The sequence below is a fragment of the Variovorax sp. 10N420 genome (assembly GCF_056394705.1).
On sequence record NZ_JBFTIJ010000009.1, the window covers coordinates 220,142 to 245,436 of the forward strand.

Sequence of the window (25,295 nt, forward strand, 5' to 3'; positions counted from 1 at the left end):
CGATGTTAGTGGGTCTTGGCCGGTCGTGCGCAGATGGCAAGCACCCGCTGGATGGGATAAAAAGGCGTGCTTCGCCATTGCTTCCGAGGAATGCCATGCCTGCGCGCATCCAGCTTCGCCTTTGTCACCTGCCCGCCACCGCGGGAAAGGGCCCGAAATGAACGCCGCTGCTGAGCGAATCCGTGTCGGCATTGGAGGGTGGACCTTCGAGCCCTGGCGCAACAACTTCTATCCGGCGGGTCTTCCGCACGCGCAGGAACTGAACTACGCGAGTCGCCACGTCACCGCCATCGAGGTCAACGGCACCTACTACAGCACCTTCAAGCCGACGACTTTCAAGAAGTGGCACGACGAGACGCCGGACGATTTCGTGTTTTCGATGAAGGCTTCGCGCTTCTCGACCAATCGCAAGCAACTCGCCACGGCAGGTGAATCGATCAAGCGTTTCGTGGACAGCGGCATCGGCGAACTCGGCAGCAAGTTGGGGCCGATCGTGTGGCAATTCATGCCGACTAAACAGTTCGACCCGGAAGATCTCGCAGCGTTTTTGGAACTGCTGCCGAAGAAGGAAGGCAGCCGTGCGCTGCGTCATGTGCTGGACGTGCGCCATGACAGCTTTCGAACGCCCGAGTACCTTGCGCTCGTCCGCAAGCACAAGGTGGCGACCGTCTTCACGGATTCGCCGAAGTTTCCGTCGTTTGCCGACCTGACGGGCGACTTCGTCTACGCGCGCCTGATGAACAGCGACGCGAAGCTTGCGTCCGGATACGCGCCGAAGGCGTTGGACGAATGGGCCGAGGCCGCGAAAACCTGGGCCGCGGGCGGAACACCCTCGTCATTGCCCCATGTTGAAGAAGACAAGTCAGGCGCCTCGAAAGCGCGTGACGTGTTTGTCTACTTCATCAACGGCGCAAAAGAAAAGGCACCGGCGGCCGCCGGTGCCTTGATCGAGCGACTGAGCTGACCCGTGATGCGCGTCAGGCAGCGGCGTGAAGAGCCGCCGCGGGCTTGCTGCTGCCGGCCGCCGCGGCGCCGAAGGTGATCTCGCCTGAAAGCTGGCCGCCTTCTTCGATGATGATCTTTCCGTAGCGGATCTTGCCGGTGACCTTGCCCGTGGAGTGAATCACGAGCTTTTCGCGAACCGTCAGATTGCCGTCGAAGAGACCGCGGATTTCGGCGATGTCGATTTCCGCCGAGCCTTTGAACGCTCCTTGTTCGGCGATCTGCATCACGCGCGAATCCATCGTGGCTTCAACAAGGCCTTCGACGACGAGCGTGTCGCAATCGGTGATCTCGACACCCTTCAGTTTGATGTTGGGACCCACGGTCAGCTTGCTGCCGCCCTCCTTGGGGGCGGCGACGCTGGCAACTGCGTTGGCGGCCTGCGTGGTGAGCGTCGAGGGACTGACGGGCGTACCGGAAAGATTGGTACCGGAACCCATCAGCGGCGCGGGGCGGGAGGTGACATTGTCGGCAGCGTCGCGATCACGCTTGCCGAAGAAGGGGGACTGTGTGGCCAATGGGTAGCTCCTCAAAATCGCCTATCGTAAGAACGCCGTCACCGAAGGCGGCACTTCATTGCGCAATAGGCGTAACTGAATAAGTCCAAAGCGTGATGCCTGCGAACTTTTGTGCTCGCGCGGCCGAGCATGTTCGGCCAATCACGCGCTAAGCCACGCAACTCGCCCTTGCGTCACGTCGTCCAGTCGTGCGATGAACGCATCCGCGGCCGATTGCGGGAGGGTGAACGAGAAACGCACTTGGCTGTCGTGATGCACCTCGTCGAGCGTCGCGCCCATTGCGGCGATCTCGCGGCGCAGCAGTCCTTCGAACGCATAGGCGACTGCGCAATTCAGAGTGCGCAAACGCACCAATGGAATGAGCGTCGCGCCAACGAGCGCTTGCGCAACGCTGTCGGTGTAGGCGCGCACCAGGCCGCCCGCACCGAGCTTTACGCCGCCGAAGTAGCGCACAACCGTGGCCAGCACGCTTTCGAGATCGTGATGGCGGAGCACTTCGAGCATGGGCCGTCCAGCAGTGCCGCTTGGCTCGCCGTCGTCGTTCGCCGCCGATTGGCCTCCGGCCATCAATGCCCAGCAGACATGAGCGGCTCCGGGATGTTCGGCGCGAAGCGCGGCCACCACGGCTTGCGCCGCTTCGCGATTGGCGACCGGCTGGACGCAGCCGATGAATCGGCTTTTCTTGATGATCAGCTCGCTGTGCGTCGGAGCAGCAAGTGTGAAGGACATGGGGGTCGGGCGCTCGCCGCCCATCTTCGCCGGGTATATTGGTATTGGGTATTGGCTATTCGCCGCGCTCGAACTTGAACACTGCCGTGCTGGCGCGCGCATTCGGAAGCCAGCGCACTTCGTGTCCCGCTTCGAGGCCGAAACAGTCGAGCACCCGCAAGCGGTTCTTGCGCGCGAGCACTCCGAAGTCCTTGAATGTCCCGACACGGATGTTGGGCGTGTCGTACCACTGGTAGGGCAACCGGCGCGTCACGGGCATGCGGCCACGCGCGATGCTGATGCGGTTGGGCCAATGCGCGAAATTCGGGAACGCGACGATGCCGATGCGCCCGACGCGGGCGGTTTCGCGCAGCATCACCTCGGCGTTGCGCAAGTGCTGCAGCGTGTCGATCTGCAGCACAACATCGAAAGACGCGTCGTCGAACATGGCCAAGCCTTCGTCGAGGTTCAGCTGGATCACGTCGACGCCGCGTCGCACGCATTGCAGCACGTTGCCATCGGCAATCTCGACGCCGTAGCCGCTGCATCCGCGCTCGCGCTGAAGAAGGTCGAGCAACGATCCATCGCCGCAGCCCAGATCGAGCACGCGAGAGCCCTCCGGCACGAGTCGCGCAATGAGGCGTTGCGTATCGAGATCACTCATGCCGGTGCGACTTCCACGCGCTTGGGTGACAGGGTCTGCTCGCCAGCGATGCGCTCGAAGTACGAGCGCACGACGCTCATGTAGCGCACGTCGTCGAGGAGAAAGGCATCGTGCCCATGCGGCGCGTCGATCTCCGCATAGCTCACGTTGCGGCGGTTGTCGAGCAGCGCCTTGACGATCTCCCGGCTGCGCGCCGGAGCGAAGCGCCAGTCGGTCGTGAAGCTGACCAACAGAAACTTGGCCGATGCTTTGGCCAGCGCGGCGCGAAGGTCGCCGCCGTGGGTTCGCGCGGGGTCGAAGTAGTCGAGCGCGCGCGTGATCAGCAGATAGGTGTTGGCGTCGAAGTACTCGCTGAACTTGTCGCCGTTGTAGCGCAGATAGCTTTCGATCTGGAACTCGACCTCTTGCGTCGAATAGAGGAAGTCGGTGTTGACGGCGCTCCCTTCGACCGCACTGCGCAGGGCCCGACCGAATTTCTCGTTCATGAGGTCGTCGCTCTGGTAGGTGATATGGCCGACCATTCGCGCGATACGCAGGCCTCGTTTGGGGATGACACCGTGCTCGTAGAAGTGGCCGCCGTTGAAGTCGGGATCGGTCACGATCGCCCGGCGCGCCACTTCATTGAATGCAATGTTCTGTGCGGTGAGACTCGGAGCGCTCGCCACCACCACGGCATTTCGCACGCGCTCCGGGAATTGCAGAGCCCATGAGAGCGCCTGCATCCCGCCGAGGCTGCCTCCCATCACTGCAGCAAGCGTGTGAATGCCGAGCGCATCGAGCAACGCGGCCTGCGCATTGACCCAGTCTTCGACCGTGACCACCGGAAAGTCGGCTCCGTAGGCGCGGCCGGTTGCCGGATTGATGTGCATCGGCCCTGTCGAGCCGAAACACGAGCCGAGATTGTTGATGCCGATGACGAAAAACCGGTCGGTATCGACCGGCTTTCCGGGCCCGATCATGTTGTCCCACCAGCCTTCGGACTTGGCTTGGCCCGCGTACATGCCGGCGACATGGTGCGACGCATTGAGCGCATGACACACCAGCACCGCGTTGCTGCGGTCGGCGTTGAGTTCGCCGTAGGTTTCGAAAGCAAGTGTGTAGTCGGAGATCGAAGCGCCGCTGGTCAGGGCCAGCGGGCCGGCGAACTGCATGGATTGCGGAGTAACGACGAACGACATGAATGAAAAAGACCCGGCCTCGCCAAAAACGAGCCGGGTCGGCATCCGTCTTTAGCTGCATTTGTTAAGCGCCCGCAAGCTGGAGCAAATCGGCGCGTCGCGAAAGTATATGACGTTCTGTCTTTCAACCCCAGTCGATCAAAGCGACCACGCCCAGCGCCAGAAAGATGACGGCGGAGATGCCATGAACAAGCTTGATCGGCACGCGCTTGACGATGCGCTCCCCAAGCCACACGACCGGCGCATTCGCCAGCATCATCCCGAGCGTCGTGCCCAGAACGACCCACGCATAGGCATCCACATAACGCGCCGCGAGCATCACCGTTGCAATCTGCGTCTTGTCGCCCATTTCGGCGAGAAAGAAGGCGATGACGGTCGTCCCCAAAACGCCGAAGCGAGAAGACTTGGGAACCTCGTCGTCCTCGAGCTTGTCGGGGACGAGTATCCACAGCGCCATTGCGATGAACGAGCCACCGAGGATCCAGCGCAGGACGACCGGGCCCAGGAAGTGCGTCACCCAATTTCCGACGGCGCCCGCTAATGCGTGGTTGAGGACTGTGGCGGTGAGGATTCCGAGAACGATCGGCCAAGGCCTGCGGAATCTCGCGGCAAGCACGAGCGAGAGGAGTTGGGTCTTGTCGCCCATCTCGGCGAGAGCGACCACGCCGGTGGCAACGAAAAAAGCTTCCATGAATAAGGATCCCTCGGCCGAAGACGCAATTGACCGCACGACAACTCGGCCGAACCCGAAGTCGCACGGTCAAAGGTCTCGCCAGGCTGTCCGCTGCTTGCGCCATATCCCACTCGATGTAGGACAAGTCTGTTGACGCAAACCCTTCTCGCAATGGAAGGCGGCTACTCCCCGATGACTGCGGGGATTGTAGCGTGGCTTACCTCTTTCATGTAAGTTTGCACTAACATCAAATATATTTTGCGGGCGACATCGGTCCGGGCAAATTCCTACTTGCGCAACTTTTATTTCCCACATAATGCGCGAGCCTCCCTCTGAATTTCAGGTGGAGGTGATTGGGTGATCGGTCAGTTTCGCGCAACATTGGCGGATTCCGCCTTGCGGTGCTCTCGGGACTCCATCGCTTTTTTTACGTGTTTATTAGGAGTCCCTTGATGGGCAACAAACTGTACGTCGGTAATCTGCCTTACTCGGTGCGTGACGGCGATCTCGAGCAGGCTTTCGGCCAATTCGGTGCCGTCACCAGCGCCAAAGTCATGATGGAGCGCGATACCGGGCGCTCCAAGGGCTTCGGCTTTGTAGAGATGGGCAGTGATGCTGAAGCGCAAGCGGCAATCAACGGCATGAACGGCCAGCCCTTGGGCGGCCGCAGCGTTGTGGTCAACGAAGCTCGCCCGATGGAAGCTCGTCCGCCTCGCAGCGGTGGTGGCGGCTACGGCGGCGGCGGTGGTGGTTATGGCGGCGGTGGCGGCGGCTACGGTGGTGGCGGCGGCGGTGGTCGCAGCGGCGGCGGTGGTGGTTACGGCGGCGGCGGTGGCGGCTACGGTGGTGGTGGCAGCCGCAGCGGCGGTGGCGGCGGCGACGGCGGTTTCCGCAGCCCTTACGGTGCTGGCCCTCGTGGCGGCGGCGGTGGTGGTCGCGGCGGCTACGGCGGCGGCAACGGCGGCAACAGCGGCTACTGATTCATTCCGACCGACGTCGAACAGCAAAAGGGCTCCTTTCAGGGAGCCTTTTTTGATGGCTATTCGCCAGCGCGCTTCTTGCGTCCGCGACCTTGCAGTGCGCGGTCGAACAACGCATTCGGAAGCAGGCGCAAGACCTTCGCGACCACGCCCATTTGCCAAGGGATCACCCGATAGCTGCTGCCCGACTCGATGACACGGAATGCCTTCTCGGCGAAGTCGTTCGGCTGCATCAGGAATGGCATGCCGTAGCGATTGCCCTGCGTCAGCGGCGTGTCGACGTACCCAGGCAACACGGTCACTACCTTGACGCCACTGGCCCGCATTTCTCCCCTGAGACTTTCGCAATACGCCACGACACCGGCCTTGCTCGCGCAGTAGGCCCCATGCCCCGGCAGCCCACGTATCGCGGCGACGCTGCCGATGCCGACGAGACGACCGCTCCCCCTTGCCTGCATGGCGCGGAGGAAGGGATGAAAAGTCGCAGCGAGCCCGATGTTGTTGATCGCCAACGTTCGGGCGAGCACGTCAAGATCGTCGCGCTCGGCAGTGTCCATGCCCACGCTGATGCCTGCGTTGGCGATCACCGCGTCGGGAACGCCCTGGCGTTCCAGGCATGCGTTTCCGGCCGCGACAACGCTGTCGATGTCCGCCACGTCGGCGTTGTAGATCTGGCAGCGAGCAGGATCCATCTGCCGTTCCACCGCCCAGGCTTCGATCTCCGCCGTGCGGCGGGCCACGAGCGCGAGATCGTAGCCCGCCGCATAGAAGCGGGCTGCGAGTGCCTGTCCGATGCCGCTGGACGCGCCGGTGATGAAAGCAAGGGTCATGGCTTTCGCTTCGGAGCCGGCGCAGCCATCGCTGCCGACGGCACCAGAAGGCCATGAACGCGACCCTTGAGATTGGCAATACCCGTCAGGTTGTCGTAGTCCATCGAATCGGCGGTGAACGTGTCCGCCCCGCGGGTCAGGATGACCGGCTTGTCCGATTTGACGCGCTCGGTGTCGGTGAAGGCATGCAGGAAATCGCCGCGAAACTCCAGCCGCGGCAGCGGAGCGCCTTTCGGCGTCGTCGCGGCATCGCGAATCACGATGGCATTGTCGAAAAGCTGGATCTCCGTGCCGTCGCCATTCGACAAACCGCGGTTCGCCGACCCGTGCATGACCAGGCCCTGGTCCGAGATGGAACGAAAGCGCACCTCGTCGACCTCGAGCGTGTCAGTGTCCGGATAGTGGCGTCCTTCCTTACCGAAAAGCTCCGTGCGCAAATCGCCGTTCGGTTGAAAGCTCTTGACCACGAAGTCGCGCATGAAGAAGTCGGGGTCGTGCGCCGGCGCTTCCTTGGCGGTGGGTTCGAGCAGCCTCGGCGCATTGCGAACGAGCCAATAGGTTCCCAGCGCGAGGGTGGCAGTCAGGATGAGCGGCAGATAAATCGTGACGCGATCGAATCCGTCGCGCAGGAAACTCCAGGCCGACTTCATGCGGGCAGGCCCCGCGCACCGTCCAGCAGCCGGCGGTAATGTCCGCCAGCCGTCAGGAGCAAGTCGCAGAACTCTCGAGCCGCGCCTTCGCCGCCGCGTGCGTTCGTCACGTGATGGGCAATCGCTCGCACCTCCGTATGGGCGTTCGCGGGTGCGGCCGCGAAGGCTGCGCGCGCAAGCACAGGCAAGTCGGGCCAGTCGTCGCCTATTGCGGCGGCATGTTGCCAGTCGGTTCCGAGGAGCGCGAGCATCGCCTCGGCGGCTGGCAGCTTGTCCTCGGTGCCGTAGCGCACATGCTGGATTCCCAACGCCTCGAGACGCACGCGGAGCGGTTTCGAATCACGCCCGGTGATGACCGCTGGCGTAATGCCCGCCATGCGCAGCAGCTTGAGGCCGTATCCGTCGAGGATGCTGAAACGCTTGAGCGTTTCGCCGTGCTCGCTGAAGTAGACGCCGCCGTCGGTCAGCACGCCATCGACGTCAAAAAACGCGACGCGAATGTCCTGAGCTGCCAAAAGCGTTTCCGGCCGGAATTCAATGGCCATCAAATGACTTTCGCGCGCATGAGATCGTTGATGCTGAGTGCTCCGATCAGGACGCCGGACGCATCCACCACCAGCACGCTGGTGATGCGATGTTGTTCCATGAGGTCGGCCGCTTCAGCAGCCAGCGCATCGGCGCGCAGCGTGCGCGGCCCGACGTGCATGACGTCGCCGGCAGTGAGCGCGCGCAAGTCGGCGCCGGTTTCGACCTGCCGGCGCAGGTCACCGTCGGTAAAGATGCCGATCGCCCGTCCTGTGGGGTCGACCACCGCGGTCGCGCCGAGTCCCTTGGCGCTCATCTCGCGCATCAGGTCACTCAGGCTGGCTGAAGGCGCGACGCGCGGCACGTCGTCGCCCGAGCGCATGACATCGCTGACGTGAGTCAGGAGCTTTCTGCCGAGTGCGCCGCCAGGGTGCGAACGCGCGAAATCATCGGTGCCGAAGCCACGCGCATCGAGCAGGGCGACGGCGAGTGCATCACCCAGCGCCATTTGCGCGGTGGTACTGGCCGTCGGCGCGAGGTTGAGAGGGCAGGCTTCTTTCTCGACGCTGCTGTCGAGCACGATGTCAGCGTGGCGCCCCAAGGTGGAGTCTCGGCGCCCGGTCATGCCGATCAATGGCACGCCTTGCCGCTTGACCACGGGAAGGATGACGGTGAGCTCTTCGACTTCGCCGCTATTGGAGATGGCGAGCACGAGGTCGACCGCCTTGATCATGCCGAGGTCGCCGTGGCTTGCTTCGGCGGGATGCACGAACATGGCCGGAGTGCCCGTCGAAGCGAGCGTGGCAGCGATCTTGCGGCCGACATGGCCGCTCTTGCCCATGCCCATGACGACCACGCGCCCGCGGACATCGAGAATTTTTTGGACCGCCTCGACGAAGCTCGGCCCGACACGCTCCTTCAGTCCGAGGACAGCAGCCGCTTCGATGTCGAAAGTGGTGCGAGCTCGCGCGAGCATGGCTTCAGGGTCGGCAGTCAGGGGCGAGTCGGGGCGAAAGCTCATCGCGGGATTTTATCGGGCGACGCCGGCGCGCCGGAATGCGCGCCGCTGAACCCTCGCACATTCAGTAGCATCAAGCCATGACCTCATTCGACCTGACGCTGATGTACTTGCTTGCCGCGGTCATCGGCGTGGTCGCGTGCCGCTCTCTCAAACTGCCGCCCATGCTTGGCTACCTGGCTTCCGGCGTCTTGATAGGCCCACATGCCTTTGCACTGGCCCAGAACTCCGAAGGCATCCAGCACCTGGGCGAATTCGGCGTCGTCTTCCTGATGTTCGTCATCGGGCTGGAATTCAGCCTCCCCAAGCTCCGCGCGATGCGCAGACACGTGTTTGGGCTCGGTCTTCTGCAGGTGATGTTGACCATCGCTATGGCGACCGCGGGCGCCTTGCTGATCGCCACGGTGCTGCCGCAGCAATGGCGTCTCGATTGGCAGACTGCCCTCGTGCTGTCGGGTGCGCTCACCATGAGTAGCACCGCGATCGTCGTGAAGCTGATGGCTGAACGCCTCGAGCTCGACAGTGAGCACGGCAAGCGCGTCATGGGCGTGCTGCTGTTTCAGGATCTCGCCGTCGTGCCGCTGCTGGTGCTGATTCCGGCTCTGGGCGCACCTCCGGAAGCGCTTCTCAAGGCGCTCGGTCTCGCGTCGATCAAGGCAATCTTCCTGATCGCCGTTCTCCTGTACGGCGGACCGCGCGTGATGCGGTGGTGGCTGACTTTGGTCGCACGGCGGCGCAGCGAAGAGCTGTTCATGCTCAACCTTCTTCTGGTCACCCTCGGACTGGCTTGGCTCACGCAACTGGCTGGCCTGAGCCTGGCTCTGGGAGCCTTCGTCGCAGGCATGCTTGTTTCCGAGACCGAGTTCAAACACCAGGTCGAGACAGACATCCGCCCGTTTCACGACGTACTGCTGGGCTTGTTCTTCATCACGGTCGGGATGTCGCTCGATTGGCATGTCGTCGTTCAGAGGTGGGTATTCGTTGCGGCGCTGCTGCTGATTCCGCTGGCCTTCAAGCTGGCGCTGGTGACGGCGCTCGCGCGCATGCTGGGTGCGACAAGCGGCGTCTCATTGCGCACTGGCTTGTATCTGGCCCAGGCAGGCGAGTTCGGATTCGTGCTCCTGGCGCTGGCACAGGGCCGAGGACTGCTGCCGGAATGGCTCGTCAATCCCGTCCTTGCATCGATGGTGCTGTCGATGCTCTCCACGCCTTTCATCATCATGTACAGCAATCGCATCGTGCGAAAGCTGGTTGCGAGCGACTGGCTCCAGCAATCGTTGCAGATGACAAGCATCGCCCGCAAGACGATCAACACCGCCCAACACGTGATCATCTGCGGGTACGGCCGCTGCGGGCAGAACCTCGCGCGCATGCTGGAGCGCGAAGGCATTCCTTATCTGGCGCTCGATCTCGATCCGGATCGAGTTCGCCAGGCCGCTGCGGCGGGGGACTCCGTCGTGTTTGGCGATGCGGCGCGGCTGCAGGCGCTCATGGCGGCAGGCCTGGCTCGTGCCAGCGCGGTGGTCGTGACCTACCAGGACGTCCCTGGTGCACTGAAGGTGTTGGCCAATACGCGCTCGCATGCACCGCAGGTGCCGGTGATCGTGCGTACACAGGACGATCGCGACCTCGAGAAGCTCCAGGCCGCCGGCGCCACCGAAGTCGTGCCCGAAGCCATCGAAGGATCCCTCATGCTCGCCAGCCACGCGCTCGCGCTCGTCGGCGTGCCGATGCGTCGCGTGATCCGCGTGGTGCAGGATCAGCGAGATGCGCGCTACAACCTGCTGCGCGGGTACTTCCATGGCGCCGATGACGACAAGGCCGATGAGGTCGACCATGAGCGGCTCAACACCTTCACTCTTTCGGCGGGAGCGCGCGCCATCGGGCAACCGCTCGCGCGACTTGCGCTTGAAGCATTGGGCGTACGCGTCGCCAGCCTGCGCCGCCGGGACGGAAAGACGGCAGACGCTACGGAGGAAGCGGTGCTCGCGGATGGAGATACGCTGGTGCTGTCAGGCAAACCTGGCGCGCTGGCGATGGCGATCGAGAAGCTGCAAAAGGGGTGATGCGGCGCCTTGCCCGTCAGTTGAGCAAGGACGGATTCCGCTTTTCTTCCTCGATCTGCTGCTGGCGTCGCACGGCTTCGCACTGAGCGTGCGCCCTGTAGTCGGCTTTGGCACACAGCGCTGCCATGCATCTTGCGCGTGCAAAGAAATTGAGGCCTTCGCAAGCGGACTGCGGACTGGGCGGAGCGGCGGGCGCTGGGGCCGGCTCGGGCGCGGCGACGGGGGACGGCGGAGGCGGAACTGCCGGCGCTGCAATGCGGACCGCTGCCGGCTTGCGCGCCTTGGCAGGTGCGGCGGCAGGCTTGATGGGCGCATCCTGCGGCGGCGCGAGCTGCGATTCTGCCTGGGGCGGTGCCGGTGGTGGCGGCGGCGGGGCCTCCGCCGCATCAGCGGCCGGCGCCGAAGCGGTTGACTCTGAAACAGGGGGCGAAGGTGTCGGCTGGACGACCGGCATGCGATCCAGGACTTTCGCCGGTTCGTTGACGGTTCGCGAGTTGAGCGCGTACCAGCCGCCGACCACGACGAGGATCGCGGCGATCAAGCCCCAAGAGGCGATTCGCCTTGACCCGCTCTCGCGCGAGCCCGTTTGGACCGTCTGGGGACTTGCTGCCGACGAGTTTGGACCCTTGGATTGCCATCCGCCCGACGGAAGAGATGCGTACAGGCCTCGCGACGGCGGTGAGTCTTCGACGCGCTCCAACTGGTGCCGCATGGGCATGCGCTGCGTAGCGGGCCAATCCTCTTCAGTGTTCTCTTCCGTATCGGGTCGGCCCTCAGTCGAATTGGCCGGCACAACGAGCCTGAGCCTATGGCCGCAACCCTTGCAGAACTTGGCACCGTCTCGGTTGGCCGTGCGGCAGTCCGCACATATTGCCGGCATGGTCAGGTCACCGCGACCCGTTTCGGCTTGTTCACCATCCGCTTGGCAATCACAGCGCCCAAAGCCAGCGTGAGTTCGAGCGCGAGATTCGGCTGGCGGTTGGACATTTCGGCAAATCGCAGCGCCGTCAATCGCCAGACACGGGCCGCACCCGTCGCAACCACATTGGCCGAGCGCGGCAACCGTGAGAAGAATGCGCCCTCGCCGACGACGGAACCAGGATTCAGGATCGCGAGTTGCATCTGCCCCTTTTCGCCGATCAAATGAACGCTGAGTGCGCCCCGTTCAATAAAAAAGAGCGTCCGGTCGACGGCGCCTTGATCGATGAGCACCTGGCCTGCAGGCATGTCGTGGGGTTGTAGATACGAGGCGACCGTTTCCCATTGCTGGGCATTGAAAGCGGGCGCAAACGCGTCGTAACTGGTGTTCTGAGCGATCGCGCGGCAAAGATCTTGAATGCTGGATGACATCGTTGTGAGCCCCTGCTGTGCCTGCTGGAGTATCTGCGGAAGCTTAAATGCATAGTGACACTTGTCACAAGCGCTTGCATTCTCGGTCACTTACCAATACAGAAGCGGGAAAAGATCACGCCCAGCAGGTCGTCGGCGCCAAATTCGCCGGTAATTTCGTTCAACGCGTTCTGCGCCAGGCGCAGTTCCTCGGCCAGAAGATCCAGGGACTGGGCTCGTGCTGCCAAGTGCTCTGCCGCCCAGTCGACATGCTGCTCGACGCGCGACAGGGCCTGTACATGGCGTGCCCTGGCCAGGTAGACCCCCTCGGGAACCGACTGCCACCCTGCGACTTCGAGCAGGCGGCCACGAAGCGCTTCGATCCCGAAGCCGGTCCGCGCGGACAGGTTGATGCCTGTGGATTCGGGCGCTGACGGCACAGCGTCCAGCTTGCTCCACACATCGATGACGGGGACGCCGATAGGTAGCTTGGTTGCCAGGGCGCCCGATATCGCCGAGTCCGCCTCCGCGTAGTCCGGCCACTGAGCGCGTGTGAGATCGTGCAGGAAGAGCACCGCGTCTGCGTCCTCGATCTGTCCCCAGGCACGCGCGATGCCGATTTGCTCCACTTCGTCGATGCTGTGGCGCAAGCCGGCCGTGTCCACCACGTGCAGCGGCACCCCGTGGATCTGGATCGTCTGCGAAACCACGTCGCGCGTCGTGCCGGCGACCGAACTGACGATGGCCAGTTCGGCACCGGCCAAAGCATTGAGCAATGAACTCTTGCCGGCGTTCGGTTGACCAGCGATCACGACCTTGATGCCTTCCCGCAACAGCGCGCCCTGCCGCGCACGTTGCTGAACAGACCCCAATTGCGATTTCAGCAAAGTCAGTTGGCCGGCGGCATCGGCTTCCTGCAGAAAATCGATTTCCTCGTCCGGAAAGTCCAGCGTCGCTTCGACCAGCATCCGCAGACGAACCAGGGCGTCGAGCAGTGTGTGGATTTCCTTCGAGAACTCCCCCGACAGCGACCGCCCTGCGCTGCGAGCCGCGGCTTCCGTGCTGGCATCGATCAGATCAGCAATGGCTTCCGCCTGGGCCAGATCGATCTTGCCGTTGAGAAAGGCGCGCTGGCTGAACTCACCGGGCTCGGCGACTCGCAGGCCACTGAGTCGAGGTTGGGCCGTCGCGGCATTGAGTTCAGCGGCAGCCTCAAGGCATCGCGCCAGCAACAGTTGCAGCACGACTGGTCCCCCATGTGCTTGCAGCTCAAGAACATCCTCGCCCGTGAACGAGTGGGGCGCAGGGAAATGGATTGCGAGTCCATGGTCGATGGGCTCTCCCGTGGCGTCCCGAAACGGGAGGTACGTGGCCTCTCGCGGCTTGAGACTTCGGCCGCAGATCGCTGCGATCAGAGGCGCCATCTGCACTCCGGACACTCGCACGATCCCGACGGCACCGCGGCCTGAGGCCGTGGCAATGGCAACGATCGGATCGGTGGGACGCGCAAGCATGGCGTGATTCTTTCAGCAAGAAGGGCCGCTTGCGCGGCCCTTCTTCGATGAGAGTGTGATCGCCCCTACTTCTTGGGGGTCTTGTTGCCAAGCACACCAAGGCGCTTGTTGATGAACCACTGCTGAGCAATCGACAGCACGTTGTTGGTGATCCAGTACAGCACCAGGCCAGCCGGGAAGAAGATGAACATCACGCTGAACGCCAGCGGCATGATCCACATCAGCTTGGCTTGCATCGGGTCCGGCGGCGTCGGATTGAGCCAAGTCTGGAACAGCGATGTCGCGGTCATGACGACCGGCAGGATGAACCATGGATCGGGCGCCGACAAGTCATGGATCCACAGAATCCACGGCGCGTGCCGCATTTCGACAGAGGACAGCAGCACCCAGTACAGCGCGATGAACACAGGGATCTGGATCACGATCGGGAAACAGCCGCCCATGGGGTTGACCTTTTCCTCACGATAGATCCGCATCATCTCCTGCTGCATTTCCTGCGGCTTGTCCTTCAGCCGCTCGCGCATCTCCATGATCTTGGGATTGATGGCCTTCATCTTCGCCATGCTCGCGTAGGCTTTCGCATTGAGCCAGAAGAATGCCGCCTTCAACAGAACGACCAGCGCGACGATCGACCAGCCCCAATTGCCGAGGATTCCGTGCAATTGATTGAGCAGCCAGTAAAGCGGCTTGGAGATGATTGCGAAGATGCCGTAGTCTTTGACCAGATCAAGGCCTGGCGCGAGCGCCTCCAGCTTCTTTTCTTCTTCTGGGCCTGCGAACAGGTTGCTGTCGACGGTCTGCGCAGCCCCCGGTGCAAGCTTGGGCAACTCCAGGACCATGGCTACGGAGAACAGGTTGTTGCCCAGATCCGCCACCCTGAACTCACGCTTGATCGCATCGCTACCCGGCACATTGAGAAGCCATGCGGACACAAAGTAGTGCTGGACCATTGCCACCCAGCCGTTGGTGGCGGGTGCGGGCAGCTCAATCTTGTTCTTCGTGATGTCGGTGAACGCGATCTTCTGGAACTTCTTCTGTTCGGTAAAGATGGCCGGGCCCGTGAAGGTGTTGGTGCCGAACATCGTGCCCGATGCGACCGTGCCATGCCGCACAAACTGCAGATACAGCTGTGCATCCCGCGGCTGGTCACTGACGTTGACGATTTGGTGTTTGACGTGGATGGAGTAGTCGCCACGTTGGAATACGTAGGTCTTGACGTATTTCAGGCCCCCTACCGGCTGAGACTCAAATACCACCTCCAGGCTGTTCTGGCCGTCAGCCAACTCGCGAGGACCGCTCCGCGCGGACATCAGACTCAAGTGATTCGGGAATCGATCGCCCGTATCCACCGGATTCAGAAGCCCTGTCTGCGCGACATAGCGCGTCGCCGGGGATCCGTTTTCCATCAACATCACGGGTCTGGATTCGCTCTGCGCCACGGGCAAACCGACCAGACGACGTGCCCATTCGACCAAACCGCCGTTGTTGGTCTGGTCGACGAATTTGAGCAGTTGCAGCTCGGACAGGGTCCCGCCCTCTCCGTCAATCACCGCTTTGAAAAGGTCTGTCGAGACAGTCACCTTTTCGCCAATCGGAGAAACCGCGCCCTGTGCGGGCACTGCGCTCGTAGAGCTACCGGCCGCGGCGGGCACACCATTGGCCGACGGCGCTGGGGTAGCCGGCGCATTGGCCGGTGCAGCTGTCTTCGTCGACGGAAGGAAGGTCGGCTTGTGGCCGTTGTAGACCTGCCATTGGTCCCATAGCAACACCAGGGAGAAACCAAAAATCACCCACAAGATGGTGCGGCGGATATCGTTCATGAAGAAGACTTCTTGTCGTCGGTAGAGAGAAAGGCGAACAGCGACTTCGATGGCGAAGTCGACTGTTGGGCCTTGGGGGGAACCGGGTCGTGGCCGCCTTGGCACCACGGCTGGCACCTGGCGATGCGACGCAGGGTGAGATAACTGCCAGTCGTTGCGCCGTGCTGCTCGAGCGCTTCGATGGCGTAGACGGAACAAGTGGGCTCGAACCGGCAGGCTTGCCCAAGCCAGGGACTCAGGAGCATGCGGTAGGCCTTGACCAGGCCAATCAACAGGCGCTTCATCATCGGCCAGCCGCAGCGGCTCGTGTCAACAATTGTTGAAGTTCGGCTCGCACGGCTGCCTTGAGCCGATCGGATGTCGCGCTCACGAAGGCCTTGCGATCGAATGCCGCACGGAGACGCACGACATGCGCCGAGCGCTGCAGCAAGCCTTCGGAGGCGGCGCCGCTCACGGTGTAGATCTGGCGCTTGATCGAATTGCGGGTCACTGCGCGGCGCGCCCAGCGTTTGGGGACCATGGCGCCGACCCACACATCGTGCGTGTCGAAGAGCGAAGTCGTGCCCGACTGCACGTCGAACGTGCAGCGGTGCAGTGCGAAGTGGGCAGTGCGCGCCACGGTAGCCCCTGCGAGTACAGCCTGGAACTGTGCGCGGGTCTTGAGCCGCTGCATGGAAGTCAACCGCAGGGCGCCGTCAGAGTATGTTGGCGCACACCGAATGACTGGCAACCGTGCCGATGCGTGCCGTCAGACGGCGAGGCGCTTGCGGCCCTTGGCGCGACGTGCGTTGATGACCGCGCGGCCGCCGCGAGTCTTCATGCGGACCAGGAAACCGTGGGTACGGGCGCGGCGGGTTTTGGATGCTTGATAAGTGCGTTTCATGATGGATTCCTGATGTGACCGGATGACCCGGCAGTCCCGGTATTTGCGCCCCGAGGCGTCAACCCCAAGTCGCCCCGAGCCGCTCCAAGCTGTCCAGAAGACAAAGCTTGGGGCCGACCTGAGCCCGAGATACCCCGAAACACGCTAAAGGGTTTTCAGGGAAACCCGCGATTATCACAAAGATTTTGGCGGCAGACAATCCCGTGCCGCCATCCACATCGCCGCAAGAGGCTTCGAAATGGTGTGGATAAGTTTTTGACAAGTTAGAATCGGCGGCGCATCGCGGGTGCGACTATCCACAACACAAACACGAGAGATGGCTGAGGGACAAACCACTTTTCAGAGCACCCATGCCGAGTGACGGCGTTGGTGACAGCCTTTGGCAAGCCTGCGTCGATCAACTCGCGCAGGAACTGTCCGAACAGCAATTCAACACTTGGATCAAACCGCTCACCGCAAGGGTCGCAGACGACTTCTCGCGTGTCACTGTCTTTGTTGCCAACCGGTTCAAGCTGGACTGGATTCGGGCGCAGTATGCGGGCAAGATCGCTTCCATGGCCGAGAACCTTTATGGTCAGCCAGTTGTCATCGAGTTAGCGCTTGCTCCTCGAGAAATCGTTAACCGGCCGACGAGCTTGACGGTCGTGTCAGAGGTCGATGTTCCGCGAGACCTGCCGAGCGCAGGGGAAGATCTGGCAGCCGCCGCATTCAAGAACCGCCTGAACTCGGGTCTCACTTTCGAAACGCTCATCGAAGGTACTGCCAATCGAATGGCGCGCGCCGCGGCGATGCATGTCGCGAGTACTCCCGGCCATCTTTACAACCCGCTTTTCATTTATGGCGGCGTTGGTCTCGGCAAGACGCACTTGATGCATGCCGTCGGCAACCGGCTGTTGACCGACCGGCCGGATGCCAAAGTTCTCTACATCCACGCCGAGCAGTTCGTCTCAGATGTGGTCAAAGCCTATCAGCGCAAGACTTTTGACGAGTTCAAGGAGCGGTATCACTCTCTGGACCTGCTTTTGATCGACGACGTCCAGTTCTTCGCGAACAAGGATCGGACACAAGAAGAATTCTTCAATGCGTTCGAGGCCTTGCTCGCAAAGAAGTCGCACATCGTCATGACGAGCGACACCTATCCCAAGGGGCTTGCGGATATCCACGAGCGACTGGTTTCCCGTTTCGATTCAGGGCTCACTGTCGCCATCGAGCCGCCCGAGCTCGAAATGCGCGTTGCGATCCTGATCAACAAGGCGCGCGCCGAAAGCACCGAAATGCCGGAGGAGGTGGCGTTCTTCGTGGCCAAGAACGTCCGTTCCAACGTCCGCGAACTGGAAGGCGCCTTGCGCAAGATCCTCGCTTACTCGCGCTTCAATCAAAAGGAAATCTCCATCGCATTGGCACGGGAAGCACTTCGCGACCTGCTGTCGATCCAGAACCGTCAGATTTCCGTCGAGAACATCCAGAAAACGGTGGCCGACTATTACAAGATCAAGGTCGCGGACATGTATTCGAAGAAGCGGCCGGCCTCGATCGCAAGGCCGCGACAGATCGCGATGTACCTGGCCAAGGAACTGACCCAGAAGAGCCTGCCCGAAATCGGGGAGCTTTTCGGAGGCCGCGATCACACGACCGTACTGCACGCAGTGCGCAAGATTTCCGGTGAGCGGCAGCAGCTCACCGAACTGAATCAGCAACTGCACGTGCTGGAGCAAACGCTCAAGGGATGACGGATGAGCGCTTTACGCAGATTCTCGAGTCCTGTCAAAGGACAACTCTGGGGAAAGTTCAAGCACAAATGACGGCTTGTCCACAGGGCCGTCGCGCGACCCGAAGTTGTTCGCATTTGCACGACATCACGGAAGCACTGCTGCGCACAGCGAACGGAGCTCGCCAAGTCCTTGTCGTAGAAACGGAAAATCGCCCTGTCCACAGGTGGGCGCGCCCCTTATCTACTACTACTAATTTGAATTAAAGAAATAAAGGAAGAGGTAAGAACATGATCGTTTTGAAGTCTACGCAAGACAAAGTCCTCGCAGCGCTGCAGTCGGTGGCGGGTATCGTGGAGCGGCGGCACACCCTGCCGATATTGGCCAATGTGCTTATCCGCAAGACGGGCGGCCAGTTGCAGCTGACCACCAGCGATCTGGAAATCCAGATTCGCACCCAGGCTGAACTGGGTGGCGACGAGGGTAACTTCACGACGACCATTGGCGCGCGCAAGCTGATCGACATCCTGCGGACTATGCCGTCCGACCAGACGGTCAGCCTTGAATCCAGCGCGAACAAGCTGGTGCTCAAGGGTGGCAAGAGTCGCTTCACGCTGCAGTCGCTTCCTGCGGAAGACTTCCCGCTGGTGCAGGAATCCGCCAATTTCGGTCCGGTTTTCAGCGTTCCGCAAAAGACGCTGAAGGATCTGCTGAGCCAGGTGTCGTTCGCGATGGCGGTGCACGACATCCGCTACTACCTCAATGGCATCCTGTTCGTGGCCGAAGGTAAACAGTTGAGCCTCGTGGCAACGGACGGCCATCGGCTGGCGTTCGCGTCGGCAACGCTGGACGTCGAAGTACCCCGCCAGGAAGTGATCCTGCCACGCAAGACAGTCTTGGAAATGCAGCGGCTGCTGTCCGATGCCGAGGGCGCAATCGAGATGCAGTTCGCGAACAACCAGGCCAAGTTCAACTTTGGCGGGATGGAGTTCGTCACGAAGCTAGTCGAAGGCAAGTTCCCCGACTACAACCGCGTGATCCCCAAGAATCACAAGAATTCGGTGACGCTGGGGCGCGCTCCCCTTCTCGCAAGCCTTCAGCGCACGGCGATCCTGACGAGCGAGAAGTTCAAAGGCGTGCGGCTCAACATCGAACCGGGTACCTTGCGCATCGCCTCAAACAATGCCGAGCAGGAAGAAGCGCAGGACGAGCTCGACATCGACTACGGCGGGGACTCGATCGAGATCGGGTTCAACGTGACCTACCTGATCGACGCGCTGACCAATATGAGCCAGGAGATGGTGAAGCTGGATCTCGCCGACTCAAACAGTTCTGTGCTGATGACCATCCCTGAGAACGCCTCCTTCAAGTACGTCGTCATGCCGATGAGGATTTAGCACACCCCCAGGCTTGCCCACTTCGAGTGGCCGCCAACCCCCTTGCAGGGGGCAACACCAGCGGGCCCGGCAAAGCCGGTCCCGCGGTGTTTCCCGAAATGACGGTAGCTCCGGGGCTGCCGATGAGAAAGATTCTGATGAGCGAAGAGAACAAGCTGGAAGTGCCGCACACCGAGCCGGTCTACACCCCTGAGATCGACAACGCGATTCCGATCGAGGTGACGCCGCCGTCGGCCGACACGTCCTATGGCGAAGGTTCCATCACAATCCTCGAAGGTCTGGAGGCAGTTCGCAAACGTCCGGGTATGTACATCGGGGACACGTCGGACGGTACGGGTCTGCACCACCTGGTGTTCGAAGTCGTGGACAACTCGATCGACGAGGCGCTCGCGGGCTACTGCGACGACATCGTTGTCACCATCCACACCGACAATTCGGTGTCAGTGACAGACAACGGCCGCGGCATTCCCACGGGCGTGAAGATGGACGACAAGCACGAGCCCAAGCGCTCGGCGGCGGAGATCGCGCTTACTGAACTGCATGCCGGCGGCAAGTTCAATCAGAACAGCTACAAGGTTTCGGGCGGCCTCCACGGAGTGGGCGTGAGTTGCGTGAACGCGCTCAGCAAAATGCTGCGCCTCACCGTTCGGCGCGAAGGCAAGGTTCACACGCTCGAATTCAGCCAGGGTTTCGTGCAGAACCGCATCCTGGAGACGGTGAACGGCTTCGAAGTCTCGCCGATGAAGGTGACGGGCGAAACCGAAAAGCGCGGCACTGAAGTGCACTTTCTGCCTGACACGGAAATCTTCAAGGAAAACGCGGATTTCCATTACGAGATCCTGAGCAAGCGCCTTCGTGAACTCAGCTTCCTCAACAACGGTGTTCGGATCCGGCTCATCGATGAACGCACGGGCAAGCAAGACGATTTTTCCGGTGCCGGTGGGGTCAAGGGCTTTGTCGAGTTCATCAACAAGGGCAAGACGGTTTTGCATCCGAACGTCTTCTATGCGTCGGGAGAAAAGCCGGCGGATACGTATGGCGGCATCCCCGGAACGCACATCGGCGTCGAAGTCGCGATGCAGTGGAACAGCGGCTACAACGAGCAGGTTCTCTGCTTCACCAACAACATCCCGCAGCGTGATGGCGGCACTCACCTCACCGGCTTGCGTGCGGCGATGACGCGGGTGATCAATAAATACATCGAAGAAAACGAGCTGGCCAAGAAGGCCAAGGTCGAAGTGACCGGCGACGACATGCGCGAAGGCCTTTGCTGCGTGTTGAGCGTAAAAGTGCCGGAGCCCAAGTTTTCGAGCCAGACCAAGGACAAGCTGGTGTCGAGCGAAGTGCGTGCGCCAGTCGAAGACATCGTCGGCCGCTTGCTGTCCGACTATCTCCAGGAGCGGCCCGGCGACGCCAAGATCATCTGCGGCAAGATCGTCGAAGCGGCGCGAGCGCGCGAAGCCGCGCGCAAGGCGCGCGAGATGACGCGCCGGAAGGGCGTGCTCGACGGAATGGGCCTGCCCGGCAAGTTGGCGGATTGCCAGGAGAAGGATCCGGCTCTGTGCGAGGTCTACCTGGTGGAGGGTGACTCCGCGGGCGGATCGGCCAAGCAGGGTCGCGACCGGAAATTCCAGGCCATCCTGCCGCTGCGCGGCAAGATCCTGAACGTCGAAAAAGCGCGCTACGAAAAGCTCCTGACGAGCAACGAAATCTTGACGATGATCACGGCGCTCGGCACCGGCATCGGTCGCGCAGGTGCGACGACTTCAGGCGGCGGTGCCGACGACTTCAATGTGGCCAAGCTGCGCTATCACCGCATCATCATCATGACCGATGCCGACGTGGACGGCGCCCACATCCGCACGCTCCTATTGACCTTCTTCTACCGGCAGATGCCGGAATTGGTCGAACGCGGCCACATCTATATCGCCCAGCCGCCGCTTTACAAGGTGAAGGTCGGCAAGGAAGAGCAATACCTGAAGGATGCGCCCGCGCTCGATGCCTTCTTGCTCAAGGTGGCGCTGAAGGACGCCAGCGTGATGACCGGCGGCGACAAGCCGACGACGCTGAGCGGCGACACCTTGGCTGAACTCGCGCGCAAGCATCAATTGGCGGAAGCCGTGATCGCAAGGCTCGGTGTCTTCCTGGACGCCGCAGCATTGCGCGCGATTGCCGACGGGGTGTCGCTCGACCTCGACACGACAGCCAGTGCCGAGGCGTCGGCCGTCGCGCTCCAGAACAAGCTGCGCGAACTCAACACCACCGGTGCACCGGCGGACGTTTCGAGCGAATTTGACGCGCGAACGGACAAACCGCTTTTGCGTATCAGCCGCCGCCATCACGGCAATATCAAGAGCAGCGTGCTGACCCAGGATTTTGTGCATGGTGCGGATTACGCGGCACTCGCGGAGGCCGCCAAGACATTCCGTGATCTCCTGGGCGAGGGCGCTGTCGTCAAGCGCGGCGAAGGCGACCGAGCCAAGGAAGAAAAGGTCGGCGACTTCCGCGAAGCAATGCGCTGGCTGATCGGCCAGGCCGAGAACGCAACCGCACGCCAGCGCTACAAGGGACTCGGCGAGATGAATCCCGAGCAGTTGTGGGAAACGACCATGGATCCGAACGTGCGGCGCTTGCTGCGCGTTCAGATCGACGACGCCATCGAGGCGGATCGCGTGTTCACGATGCTGATGGGCGACGAGGTCGAGCCGCGCCGCGAATTTATTGAGCAGAACGCGCTTCGGGCGGCCAATATCGACGTTTGAGTTTCGGCTGTCGTTGCGGTAACCAACTGCGGGCTGGGAACCGCAAACTGCGTGTAAACGCTATTCCTAGCCCGACTCTTGCTAAGCAAAATCTCCGGCGGTTTCACGCCATTTTGAGCAAGAGGACAGCACAGCAATGATCCCGAACCGTTTTTGCCGGCCCCTCGCGGCCGCGCTCATCTTCGGTGCTTTCACCTCCGCGCACGCGCTGACGAATCCACCGATCAAGGTGGCGCACGGCATCGAATACATGTGTGGCGGCAGAAGCAGTGATGAAGCGTCGTTCATGAAGACGGTTGCGCCGCGCTGGGCCGCCGCTCTGGAGTTCGGTATCGCGCGATCAGCCCCCGGAGTCCGGTTTCCGTCCGACGTGAGCATCGTCGTGCGGGAGCGGTATTCCAGCAGGGAGGTGATGACGGTTTCAACCGGATCTCCCATCATGGTCGCACGGCTGAATCCAGGTGCCTACGAGATCGATGCGACGATGGGCGGCGTGACGCTCACCCAGCCGCTGATCGTCTTCAACGGACTGGGATCGAAAGCTGTGTTTACGTGGCCCTCGAACGTGGATTTCGCTTCCGAGATGGGATTGCCTCGGCCCGAACATCAGGCTTCCGCCAGCACGGGCGACTGAGTCGGATTCCGCTGCAGGCGGCGCAAAAAAACGCGCTTGCAGTTCAGGTTCTCCTAAGAGTTGTTGCAGATAGTGATGGCGTGAAGCTGGCTTCACATTCATTTGGGCAACAAGAAGGACATCGCGATGAGAACTATGCGTGTTTGGCGACCCGCCGCCACCCTGTTCACAGTGGCCGTCGGTAGCGTGTCGCTTTTCGGTGCAATGGCGGCACATGCGGTCTACAACCCCCCGATCCACATGATGAACGGCGTCGAGTACATGAGCGGCGGCGTGGGGAGCGACGAGGCCGAGTTGATGGAAACCGTCGCGCCTCGATGGCCGGCGACCTTCGAGTTCGCCGTCAAGGACGGAAAGCGCGCGGACTTTGCCGCTGAGGTCGTGGTGACGGTGCGCAATGCATCCGGCGAGACGGTGCTGAGCCGAGTTGTTGCCGATGGCCCTTTCATGGTGGCGCGCCTTGATCCTGGGCACTACGAAGTTGAGGCGACCCTGGGCGGCCAGACGCTGAAGCAGCAGGTGGACATCCTGCCGGGCAGCTCGTCGCGTACGACTTTCGTGTGGCCTGCCGGCACGAGCATCGCAGCGCACTCCTGACGTTCGCTGGTTGCCCACGCGCAGTCGCTCGCGCGCGGATATTCGGTCGATATTAATATCGGCCGACCACTGGCACACACCTTGAATGTGCAGCTTCCTGCTCGCACATGGGGGGTCCGGGTTTGCCCGTCCTGCCAGGCGCTCATGCCGCTTCGACCTTTGATCCTCCTCACCACGCTGCTGCACGTCTACATCGGGCTACGGCTGCTGCCTTCGCTGGCCGGCCACGGATTCGGCTGGCCAATGCTCCTGGCAGTGCTGGTTGTCTCTGCGGCGACCATGCCCCTTCCTTTCATCGGCATGCGCTCGAAACGCCGGCAGTTCGCCGATGGCTGGAAATGGATCGGACTTCTGAGCATGGGCTGGTTTTCATCCATGTTCGTGCTCACGATCGTGCGCGATGCGGGCTTGCTTCTGGGTTGGCTTGCGACGCTGGCCGGCGGGTGGGCAGTCGATTGGCCGCACTGGAAGGAACTGAGCGCCATCGCGGTGCCCGTACTTGCCACAGCGACTTCGCTGATAGGCTTTTTCAATGCTCGCCGTACGGCCAGCGTGGTGCGTGTGGACGTGCCGATTCGCGATCTGCCTTCGGCGCTGGCCGGTTTCACGATTGCGCAGCTCAGCGACATCCACGTCGGTCCGACCATCAAGCGAAGCTACATCCAGCGCATCGTCGACGCGGTCAATGGGTTGAGCGCAGACATGATCGCAATCACGGGCGACTTGGTCGATGGAACCGTGTCCGAGCTGCGGGAGCACATCGCGCCCCTCGAGGGACTGCGCGCGAGGCATGGCACATTCGTGGTTACCGGCAACCATGAGTACTACGCCGGCGTTCATGCATGGGTCGACGAGCTTCGCCGGCTGGGCCTGCGCGTGCTGCTGAACGAGCACGTGGTGCTGCAGACGCGCAACGTGAGCGGCGCGCAGACCGACGAAGAAGTGCTCGAAAGCGCGCTTGTCGTCGCTGGCGTGACGGACTACACCGGAGCGCATTTCGATGTCGCACACACGAGCGATCCGCAAGGCGCATTGCTGGACGCGCCTCCGCTGGTTCATACGCGCGTGCTGCTCGCGCACCAGCCTCGCACTGCGCCAGCCGCAGCCGAGGCGGGCTATCACCTCCAGCTTTCCGGGCACACCCACGGCGGGCAGTTCTTTCCGTGGAATCTGTTCGTTCCGCTGCAGCAGCCTTTCACGGCCGGCCTGCACAAGCTGCACGAAATGTGGGTCTACACGAGCCGCGGCACCGGCTATTGGGGGCCGCCCAAGCGCTTCGGAGCGCCTTCGGAGATCACGTTGCTGCGCCTCGTGGTGGCGTCCTGAGCCTCACGCGGAGATAGCGTCGGCAAGGCGGCGAGCGTTGGAGGTGGCCTTCGTGTGGATCGGCTTGAGCCCGCGCTGCACGATGCGCGCGCCTGCGCTGCTCAACTGTGTGATGGCTGCCGCCGATCCGGCCGCCGCACTTCCGAGCGCCTCGGCGTGCGTCAGGGCCTCTGCCGCGGTCACGCTCATGGACAGCGAGAAAAGAGCCACGCCGCTGCCGAGCCAGTGACGGACTGCGCGGTTGGTGAGCGCGAATTGTGTGGTGTGAAGCTGGTTGGCCATCGCGGCACCGGCTTCGCTCACTGCCGCCAGCTTTTCGTGGCTCATGAGCTGGAATTCGACAAGGTCCTCGTCCGTGGGGGTCAGCCCCGCGCGGGCGATGCGCTCGGTGCGCATCTGAATGACTGACCGGGAGCACACGAGCATTTCTGTCGTCTTGACGGCGACATCAGCCCACAGCATGAGCGGGTTGAAGAAGCGCGGGGAGGAGATGCTGCGTGTCATGGAACGTT

General features: G+C 62.1%; 26 protein-coding genes and 1 riboswitch. Of the genes, 9 read left to right on the forward strand and 17 right to left on the reverse strand.

Annotated elements, in window-relative coordinates:
* Positions 1–157: 157 nt before the first annotated feature.
* Positions 158–964 carry a DUF72 domain-containing protein gene (locus tag AC1DEK_RS22780; RefSeq protein ID WP_478127565.1) on the forward strand — a complete coding sequence of 269 codons (807 nt, stop codon included), beginning with the start codon at positions 158–160 and terminating at the stop codon, positions 962–964.
* Between the two features lie 13 nt (positions 965–977).
* On the opposite strand, the gene AC1DEK_RS22785 is transcribed toward AC1DEK_RS22780, so the two are convergent.
* The 5 genes from AC1DEK_RS22785 to AC1DEK_RS22805 form a co-directional block, all read right to left on the reverse strand.
* A complete protein-coding gene (locus AC1DEK_RS22785; RefSeq protein ID WP_478127566.1) occupies positions 978–1,520 on the reverse strand; it encodes a bactofilin family protein in 543 nt (180 codons plus the stop codon).
* 141 nt (positions 1,521–1,661) lie between these two features.
* Positions 1,662–2,249, reverse strand: coding sequence for an IMPACT family protein (locus tag AC1DEK_RS22790; RefSeq protein WP_478127567.1), 588 nt, complete (start codon positions 2,247–2,249; stop codon positions 1,662–1,664).
* A gap of 55 nt (positions 2,250–2,304) precedes the next feature.
* Positions 2,305–2,892 carry a methionine biosynthesis protein MetW gene (gene metW / locus AC1DEK_RS22795; RefSeq protein WP_478127568.1) on the reverse strand — a complete coding sequence of 196 codons (588 nt, stop codon included), beginning with the start codon at positions 2,890–2,892 and terminating at the stop codon, positions 2,305–2,307.
* Positions 2,889–4,070 (reverse strand): homoserine O-succinyltransferase MetX, encoded by a 1,182-nt coding sequence (metX, locus tag AC1DEK_RS22800; RefSeq protein ID WP_478127569.1) that lies wholly within the window; start codon positions 4,068–4,070, stop codon positions 2,889–2,891. Before metX ends, metW begins: the two co-directional genes overlap by 4 nt.
* Before the next feature lie 124 nt (positions 4,071–4,194).
* A complete protein-coding gene (locus AC1DEK_RS22805) occupies positions 4,195–4,761 on the reverse strand; it encodes a TMEM165/GDT1 family protein (protein ID WP_478127570.1) in 567 nt (188 codons plus the stop codon).
* Positions 4,762–4,773: 12 nt separating this feature from the next.
* Positions 4,774–4,946, reverse strand: a riboswitch (yybP-ykoY riboswitch).
* A gap of 249 nt (positions 4,947–5,195) precedes the next feature.
* On the opposite strand from AC1DEK_RS22805, the gene AC1DEK_RS22810 reads away from it, so the two are divergent.
* Positions 5,196–5,723, forward strand: a complete 528-nt coding sequence (locus AC1DEK_RS22810; protein WP_478127571.1) for an RNA recognition motif domain-containing protein — start codon at positions 5,196–5,198, stop codon at positions 5,721–5,723.
* A 59-nt stretch (positions 5,724–5,782) separates the two neighbouring features.
* Here AC1DEK_RS22810 and AC1DEK_RS22815 read toward each other — a convergent pair whose 3' ends face one another.
* The 4 genes from AC1DEK_RS22815 to AC1DEK_RS22830 are packed head-to-tail and all read right to left on the reverse strand — an operon-like array spanning position 5,783 to position 8,749.
* A complete protein-coding gene (locus AC1DEK_RS22815; RefSeq protein ID WP_478127572.1) occupies positions 5,783–6,553 on the reverse strand; it encodes an SDR family oxidoreductase in 771 nt (256 codons plus the stop codon).
* Entirely contained in the window at positions 6,550–7,203 is a 654-nt protein-coding gene (gene lptC, locus AC1DEK_RS22820; RefSeq protein WP_478127573.1) for an LPS export ABC transporter periplasmic protein LptC, read from the reverse strand. Before lptC ends, AC1DEK_RS22815 begins: the two co-directional genes overlap by 4 nt.
* Positions 7,200–7,748 carry a KdsC family phosphatase gene (locus tag AC1DEK_RS22825; RefSeq protein ID WP_478127574.1) on the reverse strand — a complete coding sequence of 183 codons (549 nt, stop codon included), beginning with the start codon at positions 7,746–7,748 and terminating at the stop codon, positions 7,200–7,202. Before AC1DEK_RS22825 ends, lptC begins: the two co-directional genes overlap by 4 nt.
* On the reverse strand, positions 7,748–8,749 hold the full coding sequence (locus AC1DEK_RS22830; protein WP_478127575.1) for a KpsF/GutQ family sugar-phosphate isomerase: 1,002 nt from the start codon (positions 8,747–8,749) through the stop codon (positions 7,748–7,750). The genes AC1DEK_RS22825 and AC1DEK_RS22830 overlap by 1 nt, the downstream gene beginning before the upstream one ends.
* A gap of 77 nt (positions 8,750–8,826) precedes the next feature.
* Here AC1DEK_RS22830 and AC1DEK_RS22835 point away from each other — a divergent pair, with 77 nt between their 5' ends.
* A complete protein-coding gene (locus AC1DEK_RS22835) occupies positions 8,827–10,812 on the forward strand; it encodes a monovalent cation:proton antiporter family protein (protein WP_478127576.1) in 1,986 nt (661 codons plus the stop codon).
* A 16-nt stretch (positions 10,813–10,828) separates the two neighbouring features.
* Here the strand turns inward: AC1DEK_RS22835 and AC1DEK_RS22840 are convergent, their stop codons facing one another.
* From AC1DEK_RS22840 to rpmH, 7 genes are all read right to left on the reverse strand, one after another.
* On the reverse strand, positions 10,829–11,353 hold the full coding sequence (locus tag AC1DEK_RS22840) for a hypothetical protein (protein WP_478127577.1): 525 nt from the start codon (positions 11,351–11,353) through the stop codon (positions 10,829–10,831).
* A 341-nt stretch (positions 11,354–11,694) separates the two neighbouring features.
* Positions 11,695–12,162 (reverse strand): Crp/Fnr family transcriptional regulator, encoded by a 468-nt coding sequence (locus AC1DEK_RS22845; RefSeq protein WP_478127640.1) that lies wholly within the window; start codon positions 12,160–12,162, stop codon positions 11,695–11,697.
* A gap of 86 nt (positions 12,163–12,248) precedes the next feature.
* On the reverse strand, positions 12,249–13,655 hold the full coding sequence (gene mnmE / locus AC1DEK_RS22850) for a tRNA uridine-5-carboxymethylaminomethyl(34) synthesis GTPase MnmE (RefSeq protein ID WP_478127578.1): 1,407 nt from the start codon (positions 13,653–13,655) through the stop codon (positions 12,249–12,251).
* A gap of 65 nt (positions 13,656–13,720) precedes the next feature.
* Positions 13,721–15,475, reverse strand: a complete 1,755-nt coding sequence (gene yidC / locus AC1DEK_RS22855; protein ID WP_478127579.1) for a membrane protein insertase YidC — start codon at positions 15,473–15,475, stop codon at positions 13,721–13,723.
* Positions 15,472–15,762, reverse strand: coding sequence for a membrane protein insertion efficiency factor YidD (yidD, locus tag AC1DEK_RS22860; RefSeq protein WP_478127580.1), 291 nt, complete (start codon positions 15,760–15,762; stop codon positions 15,472–15,474). The genes yidC and yidD overlap by 4 nt, the downstream gene beginning before the upstream one ends.
* Entirely contained in the window at positions 15,759–16,148 is a 390-nt protein-coding gene (locus AC1DEK_RS22865; protein ID WP_478127641.1) for a ribonuclease P protein component, read from the reverse strand. The genes yidD and AC1DEK_RS22865 overlap by 4 nt, the downstream gene beginning before the upstream one ends.
* A 75-nt stretch (positions 16,149–16,223) precedes the next feature.
* Positions 16,224–16,358: a 50S ribosomal protein L34 gene (gene rpmH, locus AC1DEK_RS22870; protein ID WP_047486751.1), complete on the reverse strand. Its 135-nt coding sequence runs from the start codon at positions 16,356–16,358 to the stop codon at positions 16,224–16,226.
* 350 nt (positions 16,359–16,708) lie between these two features.
* Between rpmH and dnaA the strand changes: the two genes are divergently transcribed.
* The 6 genes from dnaA (at position 16,709) to AC1DEK_RS22900 (ending at position 24,783) form a co-directional block, all read left to right on the forward strand.
* Positions 16,709–18,088, forward strand: a complete 1,380-nt coding sequence (gene dnaA / locus AC1DEK_RS22875; RefSeq protein ID WP_478127581.1) for a chromosomal replication initiator protein DnaA — start codon at positions 16,709–16,711, stop codon at positions 18,086–18,088.
* A 269-nt stretch (positions 18,089–18,357) separates the two neighbouring features.
* Positions 18,358–19,464 carry a DNA polymerase III subunit beta gene (gene dnaN / locus AC1DEK_RS22880; protein WP_478127582.1) on the forward strand — a complete coding sequence of 369 codons (1,107 nt, stop codon included), beginning with the start codon at positions 18,358–18,360 and terminating at the stop codon, positions 19,462–19,464.
* Positions 19,465–19,598: 134 nt separating this feature from the next.
* On the forward strand, positions 19,599–22,226 hold the full coding sequence (gene gyrB / locus AC1DEK_RS22885) for a DNA topoisomerase (ATP-hydrolyzing) subunit B (protein WP_478127642.1): 2,628 nt from the start codon (positions 19,599–19,601) through the stop codon (positions 22,224–22,226).
* A 136-nt stretch (positions 22,227–22,362) separates the two neighbouring features.
* The gene (locus tag AC1DEK_RS22890) at positions 22,363–22,860 is read left to right on the forward strand and encodes a hypothetical protein (RefSeq protein ID WP_478127583.1); all 498 of its coding nucleotides are present in this window, start codon (positions 22,363–22,365) and stop codon (positions 22,858–22,860) included.
* Between the two features lie 126 nt (positions 22,861–22,986).
* Positions 22,987–23,457, forward strand: coding sequence for a hypothetical protein (locus tag AC1DEK_RS22895; RefSeq protein ID WP_478127584.1), 471 nt, complete (start codon positions 22,987–22,989; stop codon positions 23,455–23,457).
* A 144-nt stretch (positions 23,458–23,601) separates the two neighbouring features.
* On the forward strand, positions 23,602–24,783 hold the full coding sequence (locus tag AC1DEK_RS22900) for a metallophosphoesterase (protein ID WP_478127585.1): 1,182 nt from the start codon (positions 23,602–23,604) through the stop codon (positions 24,781–24,783).
* Between the two features lie 3 nt (positions 24,784–24,786).
* Here AC1DEK_RS22900 and AC1DEK_RS22905 read toward each other — a convergent pair whose 3' ends face one another.
* A complete protein-coding gene (locus AC1DEK_RS22905) occupies positions 24,787–25,287 on the reverse strand; it encodes a polyhydroxyalkanoate granule-associated phasin (RefSeq protein WP_478127586.1) in 501 nt (166 codons plus the stop codon).
* Between the last annotated feature and the right edge of the window lie 8 nt (positions 25,288–25,295).

Coding starts and splice junctions, on each gene's coding strand:
- AC1DEK_RS22780 (WP_478127565.1), top strand. CDS start 158: ATGAACGCCGCTGCTGAGCGAATCCGTGTCGGCATTGGAGGGTGGACC.
- AC1DEK_RS22790 (WP_478127567.1), bottom strand. CDS start 2,249: ATGTCCTTCACACTTGCTGCTCCGACGCACAGCGAGCTGATCATCAAG.
- metW (WP_478127568.1), bottom strand. CDS start 2,892: ATGAGTGATCTCGATACGCAACGCCTCATTGCGCGACTCGTGCCGGAG.
- metX (WP_478127569.1), bottom strand. CDS start 4,070: ATGTCGTTCGTCGTTACTCCGCAATCCATGCAGTTCGCCGGCCCGCTG.
- AC1DEK_RS22805 (WP_478127570.1), bottom strand. CDS start 4,761: ATGGAAGCTTTTTTCGTTGCCACCGGCGTGGTCGCTCTCGCCGAGATG.
- AC1DEK_RS22810 (WP_478127571.1), top strand. CDS start 5,196: ATGGGCAACAAACTGTACGTCGGTAATCTGCCTTACTCGGTGCGTGAC.
- AC1DEK_RS22815 (WP_478127572.1), bottom strand. CDS start 6,553: ATGACCCTTGCTTTCATCACCGGCGCGTCCAGCGGCATCGGACAGGCA.
- lptC (WP_478127573.1), bottom strand. CDS start 7,203: ATGAAGTCGGCCTGGAGTTTCCTGCGCGACGGATTCGATCGCGTCACG.
- AC1DEK_RS22825 (WP_478127574.1), bottom strand. CDS start 7,748: ATGGCCATTGAATTCCGGCCGGAAACGCTTTTGGCAGCTCAGGACATT.
- AC1DEK_RS22830 (WP_478127575.1), bottom strand. CDS start 8,749: ATGAGCTTTCGCCCCGACTCGCCCCTGACTGCCGACCCTGAAGCCATG.
- AC1DEK_RS22835 (WP_478127576.1), top strand. CDS start 8,827: ATGACCTCATTCGACCTGACGCTGATGTACTTGCTTGCCGCGGTCATC.
- AC1DEK_RS22845 (WP_478127640.1), bottom strand. CDS start 12,162: ATGTCATCCAGCATTCAAGATCTTTGCCGCGCGATCGCTCAGAACACC.
- mnmE (WP_478127578.1), bottom strand. CDS start 13,655: ATGCTTGCGCGTCCCACCGATCCGATCGTTGCCATTGCCACGGCCTCA.
- yidC (WP_478127579.1), bottom strand. CDS start 15,475: ATGAACGATATCCGCCGCACCATCTTGTGGGTGATTTTTGGTTTCTCC.
- yidD (WP_478127580.1), bottom strand. CDS start 15,762: ATGATGAAGCGCCTGTTGATTGGCCTGGTCAAGGCCTACCGCATGCTC.
- AC1DEK_RS22865 (WP_478127641.1), bottom strand. CDS start 16,148: ATGCAGCGGCTCAAGACCCGCGCACAGTTCCAGGCTGTACTCGCAGGG.
- rpmH (WP_047486751.1), bottom strand. CDS start 16,358: ATGAAACGCACTTATCAAGCATCCAAAACCCGCCGCGCCCGTACCCAC.
- dnaA (WP_478127581.1), top strand. CDS start 16,709: ATGCCGAGTGACGGCGTTGGTGACAGCCTTTGGCAAGCCTGCGTCGAT.
- dnaN (WP_478127582.1), top strand. CDS start 18,358: ATGATCGTTTTGAAGTCTACGCAAGACAAAGTCCTCGCAGCGCTGCAG.
- AC1DEK_RS22890 (WP_478127583.1), top strand. CDS start 22,363: ATGATCCCGAACCGTTTTTGCCGGCCCCTCGCGGCCGCGCTCATCTTC.
- AC1DEK_RS22895 (WP_478127584.1), top strand. CDS start 22,987: ATGAGAACTATGCGTGTTTGGCGACCCGCCGCCACCCTGTTCACAGTG.
- AC1DEK_RS22900 (WP_478127585.1), top strand. CDS start 23,602: ATGCCGCTTCGACCTTTGATCCTCCTCACCACGCTGCTGCACGTCTAC.
- AC1DEK_RS22905 (WP_478127586.1), bottom strand. CDS start 25,287: ATGACACGCAGCATCTCCTCCCCGCGCTTCTTCAACCCGCTCATGCTG.